The sequence below is a fragment of the Marinicrinis sediminis genome, assembly GCF_042685085.1.
GTDB classification, from domain to species: domain Bacteria; phylum Bacillota; class Bacilli; order Paenibacillales; family KCTC-33676; genus Marinicrinis; species Marinicrinis sediminis.
On sequence record NZ_JBHUMM010000005.1, the window covers coordinates 102444 to 123239 of the forward strand.

Annotated in this window: 20 protein-coding genes; 7 read left to right on the forward strand and 13 right to left on the reverse strand. The window is 51.1% G+C overall.

Annotated features, from left to right (window positions below):
- The first annotated feature begins 120 nt into the window (after window positions 1–120).
- Both mqnE and ACFSUC_RS03505 read left to right on the forward strand, forming a co-directional pair.
- On the forward strand, window positions 121–1224 hold the full coding sequence (gene mqnE, locus ACFSUC_RS03500; protein WP_379928095.1) for an aminofutalosine synthase MqnE: 1104 nt from the start codon (window positions 121–123) through the stop codon (window positions 1222–1224).
- A gap of 87 nt (window positions 1225–1311) precedes the next feature.
- A complete protein-coding gene (locus ACFSUC_RS03505) occupies window positions 1312–2376 on the forward strand; it encodes an NAD(P)/FAD-dependent oxidoreductase (protein WP_379928184.1) in 1065 nt (354 codons plus the stop codon).
- Between the two features lie 46 nt (window positions 2377–2422).
- Here the strand turns inward: ACFSUC_RS03505 and ACFSUC_RS03510 are convergent, their stop codons facing one another.
- Window positions 2423–2686, reverse strand: coding sequence for a YuzB family protein (locus tag ACFSUC_RS03510; protein ID WP_379928096.1), 264 nt, complete (start codon window positions 2684–2686; stop codon window positions 2423–2425).
- A gap of 116 nt (window positions 2687–2802) precedes the next feature.
- On the opposite strand from ACFSUC_RS03510, the gene ACFSUC_RS03515 reads away from it, so the two are divergent.
- Window positions 2803–3048: a NifU family protein gene (locus tag ACFSUC_RS03515; RefSeq protein ID WP_379928185.1), complete on the forward strand. Its 246-nt coding sequence runs from the start codon at window positions 2803–2805 to the stop codon at window positions 3046–3048.
- Between the two features lie 93 nt (window positions 3049–3141).
- Here ACFSUC_RS03515 and ACFSUC_RS03520 read toward each other — a convergent pair whose 3' ends face one another.
- The 4 genes from ACFSUC_RS03520 to ACFSUC_RS03535 form a co-directional block, all read right to left on the reverse strand.
- Complete coding sequence (locus ACFSUC_RS03520) at window positions 3142–3921, reverse strand: SDR family oxidoreductase (protein WP_379928097.1); 780 nt, start codon at window positions 3919–3921, stop codon at window positions 3142–3144.
- 176 nt (window positions 3922–4097) lie between these two features.
- Window positions 4098–4787 (reverse strand): Cthe_2314 family HEPN domain-containing protein, encoded by a 690-nt coding sequence (locus ACFSUC_RS03525; protein ID WP_379928099.1) that lies wholly within the window; start codon window positions 4785–4787, stop codon window positions 4098–4100.
- A 165-nt stretch (window positions 4788–4952) separates the two neighbouring features.
- Complete coding sequence (locus ACFSUC_RS03530) at window positions 4953–6725, reverse strand: menaquinone biosynthesis decarboxylase (protein WP_379928101.1); 1773 nt, start codon at window positions 6723–6725, stop codon at window positions 4953–4955.
- Entirely contained in the window at window positions 6715–7662 is a 948-nt protein-coding gene (locus ACFSUC_RS03535) for a COX15/CtaA family protein (protein WP_379928103.1), read from the reverse strand. Before ACFSUC_RS03535 ends, ACFSUC_RS03530 begins: the two co-directional genes overlap by 11 nt.
- Window positions 7663–7857: 195 nt before the next feature.
- On the opposite strand from ACFSUC_RS03535, the gene ACFSUC_RS03540 reads away from it, so the two are divergent.
- The 3 genes from ACFSUC_RS03540 to ACFSUC_RS03550 all read left to right on the forward strand — a co-directional run bounded on the left by ACFSUC_RS03540 (window position 7858) and on the right by ACFSUC_RS03550 (window position 10573).
- Window positions 7858–8862, forward strand: a complete 1005-nt coding sequence (locus ACFSUC_RS03540) for an ABC transporter substrate-binding protein (protein WP_379928104.1) — start codon at window positions 7858–7860, stop codon at window positions 8860–8862.
- Between the two features lie 104 nt (window positions 8863–8966).
- Window positions 8967–9764 carry an ABC transporter ATP-binding protein gene (locus tag ACFSUC_RS03545; protein WP_379928106.1) on the forward strand — a complete coding sequence of 266 codons (798 nt, stop codon included), beginning with the start codon at window positions 8967–8969 and terminating at the stop codon, window positions 9762–9764.
- Entirely contained in the window at window positions 9761–10573 is an 813-nt protein-coding gene (locus tag ACFSUC_RS03550; protein WP_379928107.1) for an ABC transporter permease, read from the forward strand. The genes ACFSUC_RS03545 and ACFSUC_RS03550 overlap by 4 nt, the downstream gene beginning before the upstream one ends.
- 131 nt (window positions 10574–10704) lie before the next feature.
- On the opposite strand, the gene ACFSUC_RS03555 is transcribed toward ACFSUC_RS03550, so the two are convergent.
- A complete protein-coding gene (locus ACFSUC_RS03555) occupies window positions 10705–11043 on the reverse strand; it encodes a thioredoxin family protein (protein WP_379928108.1) in 339 nt (112 codons plus the stop codon).
- Window positions 11044–11205: 162 nt separating this feature from the next.
- On the opposite strand from ACFSUC_RS03555, the gene ACFSUC_RS03560 reads away from it, so the two are divergent.
- Complete coding sequence (locus ACFSUC_RS03560) at window positions 11206–12501, forward strand: DUF2515 family protein (protein WP_379928109.1); 1296 nt, start codon at window positions 11206–11208, stop codon at window positions 12499–12501.
- Window positions 12502–12511: 10 nt separating this feature from the next.
- Here the strand turns inward: ACFSUC_RS03560 and ACFSUC_RS03565 are convergent, their stop codons facing one another.
- From ACFSUC_RS03565 to ACFSUC_RS03595, 7 genes are all read right to left on the reverse strand, one after another.
- The gene (locus ACFSUC_RS03565) at window positions 12512–14155 is read right to left on the reverse strand and encodes a putative polysaccharide biosynthesis protein (RefSeq protein WP_379928110.1); all 1644 of its coding nucleotides are present in this window, start codon (window positions 14153–14155) and stop codon (window positions 12512–12514) included.
- A gap of 75 nt (window positions 14156–14230) precedes the next feature.
- Window positions 14231–14977, reverse strand: a complete 747-nt coding sequence (locus ACFSUC_RS03570; RefSeq protein ID WP_379928112.1) for a Cof-type HAD-IIB family hydrolase — start codon at window positions 14975–14977, stop codon at window positions 14231–14233.
- 68 nt (window positions 14978–15045) lie between these two features.
- Window positions 15046–16920: an asparagine synthase (glutamine-hydrolyzing) gene (gene asnB / locus ACFSUC_RS03575; RefSeq protein WP_379928113.1), complete on the reverse strand. Its 1875-nt coding sequence runs from the start codon at window positions 16918–16920 to the stop codon at window positions 15046–15048.
- 178 nt (window positions 16921–17098) lie between these two features.
- Window positions 17099–17989, reverse strand: a complete 891-nt coding sequence (locus ACFSUC_RS03580; protein WP_379928186.1) for a metal ABC transporter permease — start codon at window positions 17987–17989, stop codon at window positions 17099–17101.
- A gap of 2 nt (window positions 17990–17991) precedes the next feature.
- Window positions 17992–18933, reverse strand: coding sequence for a metal ABC transporter permease (locus ACFSUC_RS03585; protein ID WP_379928114.1), 942 nt, complete (start codon window positions 18931–18933; stop codon window positions 17992–17994).
- A 13-nt stretch (window positions 18934–18946) separates the two neighbouring features.
- Window positions 18947–19702 (reverse strand): metal ABC transporter ATP-binding protein, encoded by a 756-nt coding sequence (locus ACFSUC_RS03590; protein WP_379928115.1) that lies wholly within the window; start codon window positions 19700–19702, stop codon window positions 18947–18949.
- A gap of 41 nt (window positions 19703–19743) precedes the next feature.
- Complete coding sequence (locus tag ACFSUC_RS03595; RefSeq protein ID WP_379928116.1) at window positions 19744–20718, reverse strand: metal ABC transporter solute-binding protein, Zn/Mn family; 975 nt, start codon at window positions 20716–20718, stop codon at window positions 19744–19746.
- Window positions 20719–20796: the final 78 nt, after the last annotated feature.

Below are 20796 nucleotides of genomic sequence, written 5' to 3' on the forward strand. Positions count from 1 at the left end.
ATTGAACAAACCGTGAAATTGATTCTCGTTTCATTTTATCTTTATTTGTGAACATCATCACATTATTACACCATCCGCTTCTGTAAACCCATGGAAGTCTGGATGAATAGGAGGACAAGCATGACCATCATATTGGATCGTCCTGAGAGAAAGATGCAGGAAATTCGCGAAAAAGTAGCTGCCGGGGAACGTTTATCTATAGAAGATGGTTTGTTTTTGTACCAGAGCGATGATTTGCTGTCGCTGGGGCAAATGGCAAACAGCGTGAATATGAAGAAGAATGGCAAGAAGGTATATTTTATTGAAAATATGACGCTCTACTTCACCAATGTCTGTGAAGCGACCTGCGCTTTTTGCGGATTCAAGCGCAACCCTGGAGAAGAAGGAGCCTATACGCTATCTCCGGATGAAGTGATAGATTTTGTGGAGAAGCATATTCATGACGGAGTGAGAGAATTCCATATTACCGGAGGCCATAATCCTACCGTCCCGTTCGACTATTACGTCGATGCCATCCGGGCATTGAAAAAGCAGTACCCGCAAGTGACGATCAAGGCGTATACCGGCGCGGAGATTGAATTCTTCTCCCGCCTGAGCGGACTGAGCATTCGGGAGGTTCTGTCCAGACTGAAAGACGCCGGACTTGGTTCCCTCACCGGAGGCGGCGCGGAAATTCTGTCGGAACGCTACCGCAAGAAAATGAGTGTCAACAAGGCCACTACCGTACAATGGCTGGATGTTCATCGCCAGGCCCATCAACTCGGATTCCGTACCCATGCTACCATGCTGTACGGCTCCATTGAAACGCTGGAAGAGCGACTTCAGCACATGGTATACCTGCGTGAGCTTCAGGATGAGACCAATGGCTTCATGGTGTTCATTCCATTGGCTGTACAGCCGAAGAGTATTAACGCCAGCATCAAGCGCCGCACCTCCGCCTATGAGGATATGCGCACGATTGCCATCAGCCGGTTGATGCTGGACAATTTCCAGCATATCAAGGCATACTTTATCAATATTGGCACGCAGTTGACTCAAATGGCGCTTACCTTTGGCGCATCGGATGTACATGGCACCCTGGTCAAGGAACGAATCAGCCATTCGGCTGGCGCCTTGTCTCAGGAAGGATTAACGAGAGATGAACTCATCTGGCTTGTTAAGGGAGCCGATCGGATTCCGGTTGAGCGTGATACGTTCTATAACGAAATCAACGTCTATGGCTAACCCGATCAGCGTACCTGTGCGTACCAACATCCGCTCGAACGTTGCAGCCGGGCAATACGAATCATCTAGGAAAGGGTTCGAATGGGAATGAAAAATATCATCATATTGGGGGGCGGCTATGGCGGCTTGGCCGTTGCCCATCAATTGCTGGACAAATCGATTCCACCCGATACACAGCTGATTTTGGTGGATCGCATGCCTTTTCAAGGCTTGAAAACGGAATATTATGCACTGGCAGCCGGTGCAGTCGCAGATGTAGATATTCGGGTGCAGTTTCCTGCCGATGACCGTCTGCAGCTGGCTTTTGGAGAAGTTTCGCGCATCTCCCTGACCGAACAGCAGGTTCACTTTGAAGATCGTGAACCTCTTTCCTATGATCAACTGATTATTGCCCTCGGTTGTACAGACAAATACCACAACATTCCGGGCGCGCAGGAACACACCTACAGCATCCAGTCCTTCTCCAGCTCCCGTGCGACGGCTTGCAGAATCAATGATCTCTCCCCGTACAGTCAGGTAACCGTCGTGGGAGGCGGACTATCCGGTGTGGAAATCGCAGCCGAGCTGAGGGAGTCCAGAGCGGATCTGAACGTGAGAATCATGGACCGGGGCGAAAGTGTATTGTCTCCTTTTCCGCAAAAACTTCGCAGCTACGTAACAGCATGGTTCGAAGATCACGGGATTGATATGGTCTCCCATGCTTCGGTCTCCAGGGTAGAACCTAATGGCATCTACAATCACGATCTGTTCCTGCAGACCGATGTGACGGTCTGGACCGCTGGTATCCAGCCGGTCGAGGTCGTTCGTCAACTGGAAGTGGATAAAGATCCGGCAGGTCGCGTATGCTTAAACGAGTATCACCAGATCCCGCTCTTTCCAAACGTGTACGTCGTCGGTGACTGTGCCAGTCTTCCCTTCTCGCCGAGCGCACAGGCTGCAGAAGCACAAGGCAAGCAGGTCGGCGAAGTGATCCAGGCGCTATGGAAGCAAGAAACCCCTAAGCTTGGTCAAATCAAGCTTAAGGGTGTATTAGGGTCACTGGGCAAGAAGCACGGCTTTGGACTCATGGGCAAGGAAACGGTCATGACCGGCCGCATGCCTCGTGTGCTCAAAAGCGGTGTGCTCTGGATGTCCAAGCATCATTTCGGTTAGTAAACGGGATTTAACCTTTCAAATCTTGTGGCTTGTGAATGATTGATTACAAGTCAAGATCGTCCAGCAGCTTCAGATTCTCTTCCTCTTCCCTGATCTTGTCCAATATTTTTTGAAGCAGCGCTTCAGGGGAGGGCGCTTCGACTATCGTGCCATTGACGAGGGCATACGGTTCGGTCATACATTGTCCGCAATTGCCCAGACAACCGTATTCAATCACGTCGAATTCTGGATTTTGCTCCAGCTCGTTCATGACCCGATCGGTCCCATGGTGCATGTTGCTTGCACAAAATTCGATGATCGGTCTCATGGTGCATCGTCCTTTCTGTTGGATATGCCTTAAAATTGACTTATCAAAATTAAATTAGAACCATTTTAATTTATCGTTCATTGTACTATAATAAAGGAAGGAAGGAGATGAATCAAATGACTGAACAAACTCAAAAGTCTCAGTATGATCAAGTACTTGAGGTTCTAGATAAGTTGCGCCCATTCCTCCAACGTGACGGCGGTGACTGTGAACTGGTAGACGTGGAGGACGGCGTAGTGAAGCTCAAGCTTGTTGGCGCATGCGGCAGCTGCCCAAGTTCAACCATTACCCTGAAAGCAGGGATTGAACGCGCACTGGTGGAAGAGGTTGAAGGCATTACTGAAGTTGAGCAAGTATTTTAATTAGCGGCACATTACATTTGCGGCTAACCGACGAAAGCCTCCGTGCGATATGCGCGGAGGCTTTCTGTATCCATTTACCCAGTATCCTGCAAGCTAGTGATAGGGAAATGTCTTGATCGGGTCCAAAGCGCCCGAAACGTCCATCATATTGCCGGTAATAAAATCGGATTTGTCTTCACACAAAAAGACGATCGTTCGCGCAATATCCTCGCCAGAGCCAGGACGTCCTCGCGGTGATTCCGCATCGGTCAGTTCGCGCACCTCATCAATCTGCTTTTCTTTATTCGATCCGCGAATATCCCCCGGACAAATCATATTGACCGTAATGCCATGCGGCGCTTCTTCTACCGCCAGCGTTTTTGTAAAGGAGACCAGACCGACCTTGGCTGCTGCATACACGGCACGATGAGGCCACGCTCTCGCTTCCGCGGCATGACCAAATCCAAAGTGAATGATTCGGCCCCAGCCTTTTTCCCGCATATGTGGAAGAACCAGATGATCCAGCTCCATCACGCTCAACAGATTGCCTTGTACGAGATAACGAATCTCCTGCTGTTCATAATCTGCAAACAGCTTCCGCTTGCGAATAAAGGGACCGGCGTTGTTAATCAGGATATCCACCGCACCCATCTCTGACTGAATCTGCTCCAGCATCTCGCACACCGCGTCCGCATCCGTGATATCGGCTCGATATGCGTTCGCTTGTACCCCGTAATGCTCCCGCAATTCCTCGACCAGCTCGAAGGCCTCTTGTTCACTGTTTACGTAGTTAATGGCTATCTTGCATCCCCGCTCTGCGAGCATTCTAGCGGTCATCCGTCCCAGACCTTTTGCTCCACCCGTAATAAAGGCTAGCTTTTGCTGCAACCCCATGATCCTTCTCCCTTCCCCAGACCATCTTTGGCAACGCCAGTTTGTGTATCCTCCGAATGGCCCATACGGTACGGACCGTTCACCATGCGCGTATATCCATGTTTCTCCCCGGTTCAGACAGGCCAAGTCGTGCTAATACAAGTGTATGCATCTGTCACGCAAACATGCCTGTTCTATTATGTTAGCATACGTTTTGCGTATTGAAAAATGAGATAGACAGACTGCAACACCATCTCATAGCCCTGACGAAGATCATCTAGATTTTCCTTTGGGTTCTCAATCGCATTTTTGCCATGCAGCGTACCCGCAGCACGATGCATATCGTCCAGAAACTCCACATTGATGAAATGGATTTCCATGTTCCGCTTTTTCCGCAGACGCAGCATCGGCTCACGATATTTCTTCTTCAAGTCATAGAGAGACTGCTCAAAGGTAGTATGTACGTGCTGATCATGCATATGACGAAGGACGGTAAAGTAGGAAAACTTCCTTTTGACTCGCTCGGTTCGCAGTTCCAGCCATTCATTGATATAATGCCCGAGCTTGTCCAGGATCGAGAACACACGGATCAGGGCATTTTTATAAAAGTATAAATACAAATGATATTGGTCCAGTTCTGCCTCATCCATTTCTTCCTCAAAACGATGAGTGATTCCTTCCGAAAATTTCTCCGCACAGTACTTGCTTTGCTCCAGCTCATCGATGGCATCCATGAAACTCTTGGCCCAATAGGCCAGCTTGTGATGCTTGTCTGTCGGCGCAGACACCTTGTCCATCCGATTCAGATAGGCTCTGATCGCTTCATTAGCAGAAAGCAAAAAACCTTCATCTACACGTTTAGGTTCATTAAATATTCTTCTAAGCATAACGTTCACCGCTCCCTGCTATGTCAGATCTGCTGCTCGTTTGACGATAAAAAGGGGCCCAAGGCCCCTAGTATACGCGAATCGATATCGACTCATTCCTGCTGCTGTATTCGTATCGCTTTCTTATCTTGCTTGATCTCAAAAAGTGATGTAAATCTCAAGAAGTCATGCTCTCAATCCGTTCGGAAAATATTGCTTCCACTTGTCGTCTACGAGTTCTACAATATCTTCTCTCGGGAACAATTCATCCGGGTAACCCGGCTTCATGCGGGCATCAATGATGATCGGAAGCTTGTAATGCAGATGATGCTGCTTCACTTCGTAAGCAGCAAACAAATCCGTCGCCGGATTAAACCGCGTAAAGGTGGTCCACAGGAACGAGGTTTGATCCACGATCGCATCCGCATCATCGACCACAAAAATCATAGGCCAGCTGTCCAGCTGTTCGGACGCCTGTTGCAGCAACCGTTCAGGCAGATTCGGATCTTCCTCGAAGCTCCGTCCCGAAACCACCAGACAACCCTTGGCATGAACCTTTAGCTTGTGAATGCCCGGCAGCACGCCTCCCTCATACTGGGCTGGCAGCTTGCGAATCGGGTCTCCGATGCCCAGCAGCACAGCCTTGCTGCCGCGATTGAGCCGCTTTCCAGTATAATCCAGCGTATCATGCGATGTTTTGTTGAAGACGAATAAATCCTTTTCCGGTCTGAATCGTTCCAATACCGTTTCAAACAAATCATTAAACCGGCTCAGATCCAGCGTCTGATCCGTCACGATCAGAAACTTTGTCAGCGTAAGCTGTCCCTGACCCAGAATGCCAAAGGCCGTCGCGAGCGCTTCTCTCGAATAGCTCTCTCTTACGATAGCCGCAGCAAGTGGATGAAAGCCGGTCTCAGCGTACGTCCACAGATCCTTCACCCCAGGCATCGCCATCGGGAATGCAGGATGGAGCAGACGCTGCAGAAATTCACCGAGATAATAATCTTCCTGCTTCGGCTTGCCCACGATGGTAGCCGGATAGATGGCATCCTTGCGGTGCCACATATGCTTCACATTCAGAATCGGAAAATCATGTGTGAGCGAGTAATAGCCATAATGGTCGCCAAAGGGCCCTTCCGGTCTGCGTACATGAGGCGGCACCTCGCCATGAATCACAAATTCGGCATCTGCCGGCATACGCAGACCGCCGAGTGGATCATCGACCACGCGCAGCTTCTTGCCAATAATAAGCGAAGAGAGCAGCAGCTCAGGCAGATTTTCCGGAACCGGGGCAATCGCTGATGCAATCAAGGCAGGTGGACCACCGAGGAAGACCGAGACAGGCAGCGCCTGATCCCGTTTCTCTGCTTCGTGGTAGTGAAATCCGCCGCCTTTATGAATTTGCCAGTGCATGCCCGTGGTCTGATCATCATAAATTTGAACCCGGTACATGCCAAGATTGTGCGCCTTCGTATCGGGATGTTCCGTATACACCAGCGGCAGCGTAAGGAACGGGCCTCCGTCCTCCTGCCAGCAGGTCAATACCGGCAATCCCTTCAATGGGTCCTGAACCCGATGCTGTTCTAAAATTGGAGCCTGCTCTCTGCTGACCTTCTTCATGCCAACTTTGAGCATATCGCCGATCATCCCGCGATGCTCCCACAACTTCCTCGGTGTCGGGGGAACGAGGGAGTCCATCGCCCCTACAATTTCTTTCATCAGGTTTTCCGGTCGGGGGCCAAACGCCATGTCCACCCTTCTGCTTGTTCCGAACAGATTCGTCACAATTGGAAATGAACTTCCCTTCACATTGGTAAACAGGAGGGCAGGTCCTCCCTCATCGATGACTCTTCGATGAATCTCGGCGACTTCCAGATACGGGTCCACCGGTGCGTCGATGATCGCCAGATCCTGTTCCTTCTTCAATTGCTCCAGCATTTCCCTCAGGCTAAGCAGCATCTCGATTCCTCCTCATAAACCACGCCATGATACTGATATAACACAAGATAGAGAACAGCACACAAATAATCACAGTATGAAACAAGCCGGCAAATAAATACAAATTCTCATCATTCAGACTATATACGACCAGCGCACCGCTAAGCACCTGGGTCGTGATCAGTACGATCAGCGCAATCGCACTCTTGCGAAAGAGTGAAATATGCCGATAATGCCAGAAGCTGACGTGAGCCAACCAGGCAACCAGAACAAACAACAGCAGCGCGCCCAGTCGATGAACGAAGGCAATGCCTGCCCCGTCTTCGAAATCCGGGATAACTTGTCCATTGCACAGTGGCCAGTCTCTGCCACATCCGGCTCCCGAATCGGTATGTCTTACATACGCGCCGAGATACACTACGATATACGTGTAGATCAGCGTGGACCATATAAGCAGACGGAAGCGACCGCTGACCGTCTGTCCGGCCACCCATTTCTCTCCCCATCCGCTTGGATGGATAGGCAGATGTGTTCGGTACATGACCAGAACGAGCAGCAGCGTAGAGGCAAATGCCAGCAATGAAAACCCGAAATGCAGCGCCATGACCAGTGAAGAGGTCTCATATTTCACGGCGAGCGCCCCCATGATCGCCTGCAACAAGGTGAAAAACAGTGTGCTAGCGGCGTACAGCTTCGCGTCCTTGCGTCTTACCTTCACCATTACGGCTATAAACGTAGCCAATACCATCAGTCCCACGATCCCTGTTACAAGACGATGGCTATATTCAATCATCGATTCAATCGTATAAGCCGGAATAAATTCTCCATGACACAAAGGCCAGTCCGTTCCGCAGCCTTCTCCTGATTCTGTCTGTGTGACGACTGCACCCGCCAGAACAACGAGAAACATGCCGATGCAGGTTATAATTGCGAGTCTTTTAATCCAGGGATGCAACACGATTCACCTTCTCTGCCTGTAATCACGATTCTCATGTAGAATCACCCTTCATTATATCGAGAAAACGTCGCCAATGCTACGTGCATCTACCGGGATCTGTTACAATGTCGTGTCAGGCCTGAACCAGCCATGAACCTTTGGCTGGGCTGACGCATAAACTACATCAATCATCGCATACGCACAGGAGGTGCCGTCATGCCTGTTAAGAAATTAAGTTTCTTTCTTGCCGCCTTGCTCATCCTTTCCCTGTTCAGTGCCTGCAGTGACCCATCTGAGTCCATCAACAAAGTACGGATTGGGGAAGTGACACGTTCCATCTTTTATGCCCCTCAATATGTGGCATTGGAGAAAGGCTATTTTGAAGAGGAGGGGCTGGAAATTGAACTGACCACCACATTTGGTGGGGACAAAACGATGACCGCGCTGCTGACCAATGGCATCGATATCGCGCTCGTCGGTTCAGAAACGTCCATCTACGTCTATCAGCAAGGATCAGAAGACCCGGTTATCAATTTCGCCCAGCTGACGCAAACCGACGGGACATTCCTCATGGCCAGAGAGCCTCATGACACTTTTAGTTGGGATGCGCTAAAGGGCGCTACCTTCCTCGGTCAGCGCAAAGGGGGAATGCCCCAGATGGCAGGGGAATACACCTTGAAGCAGAAAGGCATTGATCCCCAGTCTGATCTGAACCTCATTCAAAATGTAGAGTTTGCCAACATCCCGACTGCTTTTGCATCGGGAACAGGGGATTTTGTTCAATTGTTCGAACCACAAGCAACTATCTTTGAACAGGAAGGAAAAGGGTACATCGTCGCCTCCTTTGGCGCAGAGAGCGGACATATTCCGTATACCGTCTTCATGAGCAAGCAAAGCTTCCTGGAGGAACATCCGGATACCGTTCAGAAATTCACGACCGCCCTCCATCGCGCCCAGCGCTGGGTGCAGACCCATACCCCGCAGGAAATTGCGGAAGTCATCCTGCCATATTTTGAAGACGTGGACCGCACGACCGTTGAGAAGGTCGTGCAGCGATATCTGGAGCAGGGCAGCTATGCCGAAGACCCAATTGTTGATGAAACCGAATGGAATCGGCTGCAAGACATGATGGAAAGTGCTGGAGAATTAAGTGAGCGAACGCCTCATGGGGTGCTGGTCGATAATCAGTTTGCGCAACAAGCAAAGCAATCCGATAGCTAAGTCTGAACGCAGATCACTCGAACCTGCCGGATCTAGTCGGTCCTTTTCAGTCAATACCATCATATCCGGTGTGGAATCAAAGGACAGAAATGGGGGAATGAAACATGCAGCAGGCCCTTCAGATCAAGGAAGTTTCACATGTTTATGTAACGGAGAAAGAAGCTTCTCTGGCTATTGAAAAAATCTCGCTTGATATTGCAGCTGGTGAATTCGTCAGTCTGGTCGGTCCGAGCGGCTGCGGAAAAACAACCCTGCTGTCTATCATGGCCGGCCTCATTCCCCCTACTGCCGGGCAGGTAACACTGGCAGGATCGCCGATCAACGGCCCCCATCGCGGCATCGGGTATATGCTGCAACAGGATTATCTGTTTCCGTGGCGGACGATTTGGCGAAATGCCACGCTGGGACCCGAACTGCGTAAAGGGGTAGACACTTCTGCCCATTTCGCGTATGTCCAGCATCTGCTGCAGGAAATGGGTCTGAGCCATGTCAGGCATCTCTACCCCCGCCAGCTGTCCGGCGGGATGAGACAGCGGGTGGCACTCGTGCGCACCCTGGCCACCAAGCCGGATGTACTGCTGCTCGATGAACCGTTCTCTGCTCTGGATTATCAAACCCGGCTTCAACTCGAAGACCTCGTGTTCGAAACGATTCGTTCGCGCCAAAAAACCGCTGTGCTGGTCACCCATGATATATCCGAAGCCATCGCCATGAGCGACCGCGTGATCATCCTTAATGCGAATCCAGGCACCATACGCAGAGAAGTGGTCATTCCTCCCCTTATTCGCCAGACTCTGCCCTTCCATGCGCGCGAACAGGCCGGATTCCATGAACTCTTTCATACGATCTGGCAGGAATTCGAAGCGATGAAAACAGAGCGAAGCAGAGGTGAAAGCCTGTGAAAACAGCAGCATGGACCCAGCACATTCATGAACAGTACAAGCGACAGCAGCGCATACGCAAGAGCTGGGTATGGGCAACACAGATGGCGCTGCTCACACTCTTTTTTGGACTATGGGAGCTGGCGGGACAAATGAAATGGGTGGATGTGCTCTTGTTCAGTTATCCCTCTAAAATTTCAATACTGCTATGGGAGAAAACGCTAGACGGTACGCTGCTCCCGCACATCGGCATCACGGTCACAGAAACCATCATCGGCTTCTTGTTAGGCACGCTGTGCGGCACAGCACTGGCCACCCTCATCTGGTGGTCTCCCTTTCTGGCCCGGGTGCTGGACCCCTTCATTGTCGTGTTCAATTCGATGCCAAAAGTAGCGCTGGGGCCCTTGTTTATCGTCGGGCTCGGACCCAATATGTTCTCTATTATCGCCATGACCCTCGCCATCACGGTCATTATCACGACCCTGGTTGTCTATTCCGCCTTCAAGGAAGTCGATCCGCATTACGCTCGCGTCATTCAAATTTTTCACGGAAATAAAGCCCAAATGTATCGGCTTGTTATTCTTCCCGCTTCTTTTCCTGCCATTATCTCCGCTCTCAAAGTCAATGTCGGTCTTGCCTGGATCGGTGTCATTGTCGGTGAATTCCTCGTTTCGAAGGATGGACTCGGCTACCTGATCATCTATGGATTTCAGGTGTTCAACTTTACCCTCGTCATTGGCAGTCTGTTCATCATTGCGCTGGTGGCGACCTTGATGTATCAGGCAGTCGCCTATCTGGAAGCCAAAGTTTCCGCTCGCTCTCAAAAATAACCACATGCAAAAAAACCTCCGTGTCCAATCGACTCGAATGAGCCAATGGGCACGAAGGTTGGATGACCAGGATCACGGCAGGAGTGTTCCCAACCGCACATATAGTTGGCACTCCCATCGCCAGAAGGAGATTACACCGCTTCAGCTACGGCCACAACCCGATCAAGGAATTGCTCAATTTCTTCTCTGGACTTTCTGAGCTTGCTGACAAAGCGGATCAGTTCCTGCCCGTTCTTGAACCCGATGAAACTCGGGATACCCAGAATATTGTATGCTTCGCAGAGATCCGGAAGCTCGTCCCGGTCTACATGATAAAAATCCAGCTTGTCCGCATAAGCCTTCTCCAAATCCGGCATAAACGGATCGATATAGTGACAATCTCTGCACCAGGTTGTTTTAAAGACGACGATAGCCGGCTTGCCTGCGGCAATGACCTGCTCAAATTGTTCTCTGGTTGCTAGTTTTTCCATGTCAACTCACCTCTTTCTATGTCTTACGCCTCCATCATAAAGGGTATGCGCCCGTTCGTCAAATGACCCTGCTTACCCTACCTGCCAAGACCAGACCCGCCAGCATGCATGAAGCACCCCCATCATCCATACAATGAAGCTAGACAGAGGAGGGCTAGGAAGATGCGATGGAAGACAACCTCAAAGCTTTGGAATCAGATCATGCAGACCCTGGTAAGTGTGCCTCTGCATGGGATTGAATGGTGGAATGAACGCTCCCGATCCCAGGAGGCCATCGTTCCCCGTGGGGTTTACAAGCAGCTGGAACAGCAGTTAAAGCGATGCCTTGCTGAGCCCTCATCGCCCGTTGCGCCCATGACCGCGACCGAACAGGCCATCGTGCAGCGAATCGAGCAGGAAACGAAAATGAGCAACCTGAACAACGTCACTCGAACCCAGGCATACCTGGACATGTACCAGCAGCATCCGGAACTGCATTGGGCCTTTCTGGCGCATATGGTATCACGCAACGGAGGCTGGAGCATGACCGATCTGAAGGGAGAGTGGCTGCCGCGCTTGCTTCCTGCCGATGCTCGGCGTCATTTGTTTCAGTTTCTGGAGCGGGCGAATAGCTACATTTTTCAAGACGCCTATCCCCAGTTGGCCTTGTACCGCGAAAGCATCCGGCATGATCAAAATTTGATGCCGCTCCTCTCCCATTTTCATGTCTCCCGATTCATGCAGCCGATATGGGCCTATTTTTGGCGTACCCGGCACGCCCCTCTCCTGAGTACGGCACTCATTGTTAATGAGCAGCATTACATTGAAGAACGGATCGTCCGGCAACCCTTTTTTCAAAAGCACGTCCTGATGACACCAGCCTTTCAATTGCAGTCGCTGCTGCAGCTCAATCAGATATGTTTTCCCCAGCTTCGCAATTCCACAGAAATCTCTTTCAACGCAAGTCAAAAGCCGCTGCCACTGAACGGACTCATCCTGGAGGACTTTTCCGATCTTCAGGAGCGCATTGATTTTGGCAAGGCGTTGTATCAGCTTCTGTTTCATACCGAACCAGCTCGCCTCAAACATACCGTGGCCTTTGCCACAGCCCGTCCTCACAGCGGATCACGCGCCGATTACTGGCCTCACCTGTACCGGTCTGTTCGTCCTGATCCAGAGCCGCAGACGTATATCGCCAAACTGAAGCATTGCAGGCTGATCGATCCTGACAAGCCGCTGTACAGTCCTTCACTCAGACAGTCCTGGCCGAATGAGCCCTTCGTTGAACCGGATCGCACTGATTGGTTCCAGGCGCGCACCAAAAAGGCGATCACCTGCTTGAAAAGCATGGCATCGCCTGTTCAGATTCATATGGAAAAAGAAGTTTGCTTCGGTTTGCGCAAGATCGAGTCAGCCGTACTGGCAGGGGACTGGTTCCATCATCTTGCCTCCCCTTCCCCTTTCTCCAGCCCGGACTGAATGCAGTTCTCTACTTACCTTTTTCGATTTGCTTCACACCGAGCTTGTTCAGAACCGGCCTTAACAGACGCTGAATACGAGCTGGCAGCATCTGTACATCTTCCGGACGAAACGCCTTCGTCACCCACATCAGTACCGGATAGAGAAGCATCAGACTTGCACCGGTGATGAGACCGTTCAGGAAGTAATCCAGCTTGATCCAGTCCGTGGCGATGGTGGCAAATGCCGTCCTTTCCAGCACAATACCTGCACCGACCAGCAGCGCTGTCGTAAGCAGGGTACCTGGCCAGCGCTTGCCCAGCACATGATATCGCACCGTTTTACGCAGAACCATCAGGTTCAGCAGCATGGTCACGATAAAACAGGCCATCGTCGATACGATAATGCCGAAGATACCGAAGTATGGCGCCAGTCCATAGCTGCCCACCAGCTTCACGACGATGCCCACGCCTACATTTAGCATTGGGGCTTTCGTCAGCCCCATTCCCATCAGGATGGCCGAGGACGTCATCATGAGAATCTGGAACATCGAACTGACTGTCATCCAGGCCATAATCGCCGTCCCCTCCAAATCGGTAAACAGCAAGCCGTTGATCGGTCTGGCAGCCAGTGCCAGAATCAGGACAAGCGGCAACCCCGACAATACCGATATGCGAAGCGCCTGCGAAGCTTTTCGGTTCACCTCTGCCATGTCCTTCTTCGCATAGGCCGAAGACACGACCGGAACGATCGACATACTGAGCGCGATCGCCATAATCGGAGGTATGCCCGCCAGCGATTGGGCACGTCCGGTCAAGATCCCTACGACATCCTTCGCTTCCTCCATGCCCAGATCTCCCTTGAGCAGAGGGACAATGATCGAAGAATCAATGAAGTAAATCATCGGAACCGCAAGCGAAATGAGACTGATCGGAATGGAAAGGCGAAAAATCGCCTTATAGATGGATCGATACGACATCGGCGTATGCTCGGCTCTTTCAGACGTTTCCATCTGAGCCTGTTGCTGCAATCGCTTCTTCCGGTGTCGTCTCCCATAGAACAGCATGACGGCAAACGCACCTGCTGCGCCCATGACACCGCCAAAGGAAGCTCCGGCCGCCGCCCATTCCAGACTGTAATCCCAGGAAAGCAACAGGTAGACGAGCACGACAGCCGTAACCACCCGCAAAATCTGTTCCACGATTTGCGACAGACCGCCCGGCATCATTTGCTGGTGTCCCTGAAAATATCCGCGCATAATCGCGATCAGCGGAAACAGCAGCATCGCAGGCGCGAGCGCGCGAATTGCCCATGCGGCTTCCTCGATTTCCGCCACGTGGGTCGCATAGAAAGGGGCTCCTACGTATAGCAAGGCGGTAATGACGACCCCTGCTGTCAGGGCAAAATAAACGGCCGCACGGTAAATACGGTTGGCTTCTTCCACCTGATCCAGAGCCAATTTCTCGGAAACCAGCTTGCTTAACGCACTGGGAATGCCCGCCGTTGCTACGATGAGCAGCAGGAAATAAATATTGTAGGCCAGACCATACGAGGCCATGCCTTCATCCCCGAGCATGTTTTGCAGCGGCACGCGCTGCAACAATCCCAAAAAACGGGCGACAAATGCCGCCCCTGCCAAAATAATCGTTCCTTTAATTAATGAATCTTTGGACACACGCTTCCCCTTCTTTTCTCTTGCTTATCGTTTCGATTCGTTTCCGATTGTCCCCTCTGGACAGGATGCTTAGGATCAGGATGGGTGTACGATATATTTCTTCACAACCTCTGCGACACCATCTTGCTCGTTATCCAGCGTAACGAAATCCGCTGCTACCTTGACGGATTCCTGGGCATTGCCCATGGCCACGCCAAGACCAGCTTCATGGATCATCGCCAAATCGTTCAGACTGTCCCCCACCGCAATGACCTGCGACATATCCAGACCCAGCAGCCTGCAGATCGACTGGAGGCCGGAGGCCTTGCTCACGCCCGGCGGATTCATTTCCAGATTGCAGGGGTGGGAATTAGTGATCTCAAACAGATCCATATCCCGAACGCGTTCGTGCACCTGCTTCAACGTATCTAGGTCTTCAATGTAATACCCGAATTTCAGCCAAGTTGCCGTCTCGGGCTCTTCACGCCAGTCCCCCTGGTTGTAAACCCCCTCGGTGGAATACGCCCAATACCATACGTCGTGCTTCAAGGCGATTTCCCGCAACTCCCGAATCCAGTCGATCTTCATTTCATGCCGCTCCAGCAGCTTTCCCGGAGCTTCCCAGACTTCGCTTCCGTTCACGGTCACAATCGGACTCAACAGCTGAAGTTCCTCCAGATAAGGCTCGATGGAGAAAATACCTCTTCCTGTAGAGAGACAGACCGTGACACCTGCTTCCTCTGCCCTTTTCAGCCATGCCTTGTTTTCATTCGAAATGGTTTTCTCCTCTGTCAGCAGTGTCCCGTCCATATCCAGAGCCAAAAGCTTATACGCCATATCCATCCTTCCACCTGCTTTCTCTCTATTGGTCGAACTCAAATGGTTGAACTCGAATTTCTGAAGCTGTAAGGCTATAGGGAAGCAGATTGCAGCGAAGGCTGCTCTTCCATATAGGTTTGATGCCACAGGGCGAACATATAGATCGTCCACAGTTTGCGGGCATGGTCATGCGAGCCTTGTCTGTGCTCGCGCAGTAACTGCTCCATGCTGCCTGGCTGGAAGAAATGCTTCGCATCGCTGGAGAGAATCGTTTCCAGCACCTGATCCCCGCGTTTTCCCTTGATCCATTGCCGCATCGGAACCGGAAAACCGAGCTTTGGACGATTTAGAATAAAATCAGGGATAATGCCCTCCATCGCTTTTCTGAAAATGTACTTGGTTGTGCCGTGTGAGATCCGGTACTTCGCCGGAATTTTGCGCGCAACCTCATACAGCTCCTTGTCCAGAAACGGAACGCGCAGTTCCAGGGAGTGAGCCATCGTCATCTTGTCCGCCTTCATCAAGATGTCTCCTGGCATCCACAAATTCAGGTCAATATACTGCATCCGGCTTACCGGGTCCAGATGCTTAGTCCGATCATAGAACTGTTTCGCGATATCAAACGGATTCATATACGACCCGAGCAACTGCCGGTCCATGTGTACGATCTCTTGCTTCATGTCTTCACTAAAAATGCGTGCATTGCCCAGGAATCGCTGCTCCAGATCGGTGGAAGCTCTCATCAGGTAATTGCGTCCATACATCCCGGTAGGGAGCTTGTTCGCCATTTGATGGACGAGTTGCTTGACGATACGGGGCAGCCAGGCAAGCGGTCTGAGCGAAAGCGGCTCCCGATAAATCCGGTAGCCCCCGAACAATTCATCCGCGCCTTCCCCCGATAGTACGACCGTAACTTGCTCTCTCGCCAATTGAGCCACGTGGTACAGCGCGATCGCAGACGGGTCAGCGACTGGCTCATCCTGGTGCCAGGCCGCTTTTGGCAACACGCTGAAATAATCTTCCTCCGTAATCACCTTGCTATAGTGATCTGTCCCGATAGCCTGCGCAGTCTGATGGGCAATCAGGGTTTCGTTGTTAGCGCCCTCGAAGCCGACCGAAAAGGTTTTGATCGGTTCAATCGAGCGCATCAGGGTTGCGATGGCCGTCGAATCGATGCCGCTGGATAGAAAACAGCCGCGCTGCACATCGCTGTGCATATGATGGACGACTGAATCCTTCAATTGCGCGCGCAGTTCCTCGATATATGCCTCCATCGGACGATCCATCGGCTCAAACATCGGGTCCCAGTATTTTTCTGTCTCGACCTTTCCATCCAGTGTCACCGTAATGGTATGGGCCGGCGGAAGCTTGCTGATGCCTTCGTACATCGTGTCCGGTTCGGGCACATATTGAAAGGTCAAATAGTTGAGCAGAGACTCTCTGCGAACCTTGCGCTGGATGGCGCCAGATTGCAGGATGCTCTTGATTTCGGAACCAAATACAAATTGATGCTGATTGTTCACATAGTAAAACGGCTTGATGCCAAAATGATCGCGCGCTCCGAACAGCCGTTGCCGCTTGCGATCCCAGATGGCAAATCCGAACATGCCTCTTAAACGTTTGACGCATTCTGTCCCGTATTCTTCATATAAATGAACAATGACTTCCGTATCACTATGGGTTTTGAATACATGCCCTCTTGCAACCAGATCGTGGCGTAGTGCCTGATAATTGTAGATCTCCCCATTGAAAGCAATCCAGACCGTACCATCTTCGTTGCTCAGCGGTTGATGTCCCTCCGCCAGGTCAATAATGGACAACCGGCGAAAACCTAAACCAACACCTGGCTCTCCCCACGTTCCTGCATCGTCCGGACCCCGGTGAATAATTTGATCCATCATTTGCTTTAACGTATGTTCAGCAGGCTGCATGCCTGTAAAATCGACGATTCCCGTTATTCCGCACATTATGCTTCGTATCCTTTCCAGTAAGCTTCAATAAGTTGTTGGCCTTTCATTATCCTCAAATTATAGCACACTCGAGTCACTGCAATAAATGTGCGAAAAAAAAAGCACGGCACGAACGGGATCTCTCCACGCTCATGCCGTACCCAATTCGCATTTACTTGCCATACGCCTCGTCTGATTAAGCCACAGGCTGTTGCAGATTGCGCATTTCTCTCTTGCGGATGAAATGGCGGCTGACGATCCCGTGTGTCGGAGAAAACAAAAATGCGACCACAAACAGGATTCCCGCTACCGTTACCATGCATCCGGCAATGGAGGCATCCAGCCAAAATGCCACGTAATAGCCAAGCACTGCAGATGTTACGCCAGTCAGTACACTGTACACCATCATCACCGACAGTTTATCTGTTAGCAGGTACGCTGTCGCAGCCGGAATCACCAGCATGCCAACGACCAGAATAGCGCCCACACTCTCGAATGAAGCAACGGTACTGACAGACACCAGCCCCATCAGCAAGTAATGAAAGAGAGCTACCGGAATGCCTACCGCTGCCGCGAGGGCAGGGTCGAAACTGCAGATTTTAAACTGCTTGTAAAACAGTCCCACCACAATCACGGTAAGCAGCAGGGAAAGTCCCAAGCCCCATACCGCCTTCGGCATGCTGATACCGAGTACCGTCAGATCGTGAAACGGAATAAATGCGATTTCCCCATAAAGGACACAATCCAGATCCAGGTCAATTTGCCGCGTATAACTGCTGACCAGCACCACGCCGATTGCAAACAGGGAGGTAAAGACCACGCCGATGGAGGCATCCGACTGCACGCCACTGTTTTTAAACAGCTGAATCAGGAAAACCGTAACGAGGCCAAGCACCGCCGCACCGAGCAGCATAACGAGAGAGTCCCTCGAACCGCTGATCAAAAAGGCAATGACGATTCCGGGCAGAACCGAGTGACTGATCGCGTCGCCGACCATCGCCATTTTCCTCAATATGAGAAATACCCCCAGAATACTGCACGTTCCGGCCACGAGCGCACCGGTCAATATAATCCAGAAGTCATTCATGCTCATTGCGAGGTCCCCCTTTGCGGTTTCAGACTTCGCATGGTCGCGATATCTTTCTCCAGCTGCTTCTTCGCCTGCTTCCGTATGAATACTTTTGCAAGCAGCCCCCGCTTTGGAGACAAGAAAACAGAGACGAGAAAGATCGCCGTTGCAGACAAGACGCTTAGTGGACCGGAAGGCAGGTTGTTGGCGGATGTGCTGATTAAAGTGCCTGCAAAACCACTAAAAGCACCAAAAATGCCCGCCAATACGACCATGATGCCCAGATGATGGGTCCAATATCTGGCTGATACGGCCGGCGTAATGAGCAGCGCCGACATCAGCACGACCCCGACCGCTTGAATCCCTACGACAACCGCCACCACAATGAAAAACATGAGCAGTTGATCGAGAAACGCCACCGGGTAACCGAGTCCCTTGGCAAAGCCGGAATCAAAACTCAGTACTTTGAATTCCTTGAACAGCAGCGCACAAGCTGCCACCAGAATCAGAGAAATGATCGTCATCGTCACGACATCCGCGTACACCATGGACGCCGCCTGACCAAACAGAAACTTATCCAGTCCACTCTGATTGCCTACTCCACTGTGCTGAATGTGTGTAAGCAAGACGATTCCAAGGCCAAAAAAGGCCGAAAGCACAATCGCCAGCGCAGTGTCCTGCTTAATTCTTGAATTGCGTGTAATCGCCCCGATGCCAAAGGTGGCGATCAGGCCGGAAATGGCCGCGCCGACAATGAACAGCAGGATCGATTTGACACCTGTTAACATAAATGCGATACAAACGCCGGGAAGCGCGGCATGTGCCAGCGCATCTCCCATCAGGCTCTGTTTTCTCAAATAAGCGAAGCTGCCGATGACTCCGCTGCCTAAACCCAGTAGCGTAGAAGCTGCCAAGATCCAGCGTACATTAGGGTCTTTTAGTATATCCAGCCATGCTTCCACTGGTCTCACCGCCTTAGCTTAAAATAACCGATTGTTCCTTCTTGTCATCCAGTATGGCAAGCTTGCCGCCATACGTTTCCTTCAACAATTCCTTGGTGAACACGTCTTCCGTCGGGCCGATCTCGATCAGCTTTTCGTTGAGAAGCATCACCCAGTCAAAATATTCCTCAACCGTTGCCAGATCATGATGAACGACCAGCACGGTCTTGCCTTGATTTTTCAGTTCATTCAAGAGCGAAATGATCGCTTTCTCTGTTGCAGCATCTACCCCGACAAACGGCTCATCCATAAAATAGAGCCGAGCATCCTGTGCAAGCGCTCTGGCGAGGAAAATCCGCTGCTGCTGTCCGCCAGACAACTGACTGATCTGACGATCTGCATAGGATTCCATTCCGACCTTCTCCAGCGCATTCATCGCCATTTCCTTCTCTTTCTTGCCAGGCCGCTTGAACCATCCCAAGTGACCATAGCGTCCCATCATCACAACGTCGAGTGCATTTGTAGGAAAATCCCAGTCCACGGACTCGCGCTGTGGAACATACCCGACCATTTTGCGCTGCTGCTTGTAGGGCTGTCCATAAATGTTTACATCTCCCGCCAGCTTCGGAATGAGACCGAGTATCGCCTTGATCAGTGTAGACTTGCCTGCCCCGTTCGGTCCAATGATGCCAATGAGCTTGCCTTCCGGTATCTGGAAGCTGACATCTCTGAGCACCGGTTTTTTCTGGTAGGCTACACTTATATTTTTAACGGAAAGTGGGGCATTCATCGCCAACACTCCTTTCACTTTCTGGTCGTACCGTGGTGCCATTATTTCAGGGCACTGACAATCGTATCGACATTGTGTCGAACCATGCCGAGGTATGTTCCTTCTTCTGTCCCTTCAGAACCCATCGCATCCGAGAACAGTTCCCCGCCCATCTGGATGTCGTGACCTTTTGCCTTCGCACCTTCAATGACCGCGTTAATGCTCTTGTCTGAAATACTCGATTCTACAAATACAGCTTTGATCTCATTTTCCACCAAATAGTCCACCAGGTCCGTTACATCCTTCACACCGGCTTCAGATGCGGTACTGATCCCTTGCAAACCCGTTACTTCAATATCATAGGCCTGGCCAAAGTAACCGAAGGCATCGTGCGCCGTCACCAGTACGCGACGCTCTTTTGGAATCGTTGCAATCTGTTCTTTCGTATAGGTATGCAGCTCCTGCAGCTTGGCCAAATAGGCCTCTGCATTTTCCTTGTATGCGTCAGCATGCTCTGCATCTTCTTCCACAAGCGTATCCCGAATCACTTCGGTTACCGTAATCCAGTGCTCCAAATCAAACCAGACGTGCGGGTCATGTTGTGTGCCGGCTGAAGGATCTCCATCCAGCAACTTGGACTCATCGACAAACTCTGCGACGGCTACGGTTGTTTTATCCTTGCTCATGTTATCCAGAATGTCGGTCAGCTTGGATTCGAGATGAAGGCCATTGTAGAAAATCAGATCAGCCTGATCCAGTTTCTTCACATCGCCCTGAGTCGCTTTGAACAAATGAGGGTCTACCCCTTCACCCATCAATCCGGTTACTTCTACATGTTCCCCGCCAATGTTCGCCACGACATCCTTGATCATCCCGATGGTCGCCGTGATCTTAAGCTTGTCTTCTCCTTCTGCTTTAGCCGAGTTGTCCGCTGCACCACACCCAGCCAGGAAAACAGCCACGACCAGTATGTAGCCCATTGCCAGCGCCCAGCGCTTGAATGGTGATGATTTCAATTTCAATTGCATTTGATTCATTTCTCTCTCTCCCTTTTCATTTTACGATTGATCTGAACTTTATCCAGTGTCCCTGACGTTGACTTTGATAAATTATAT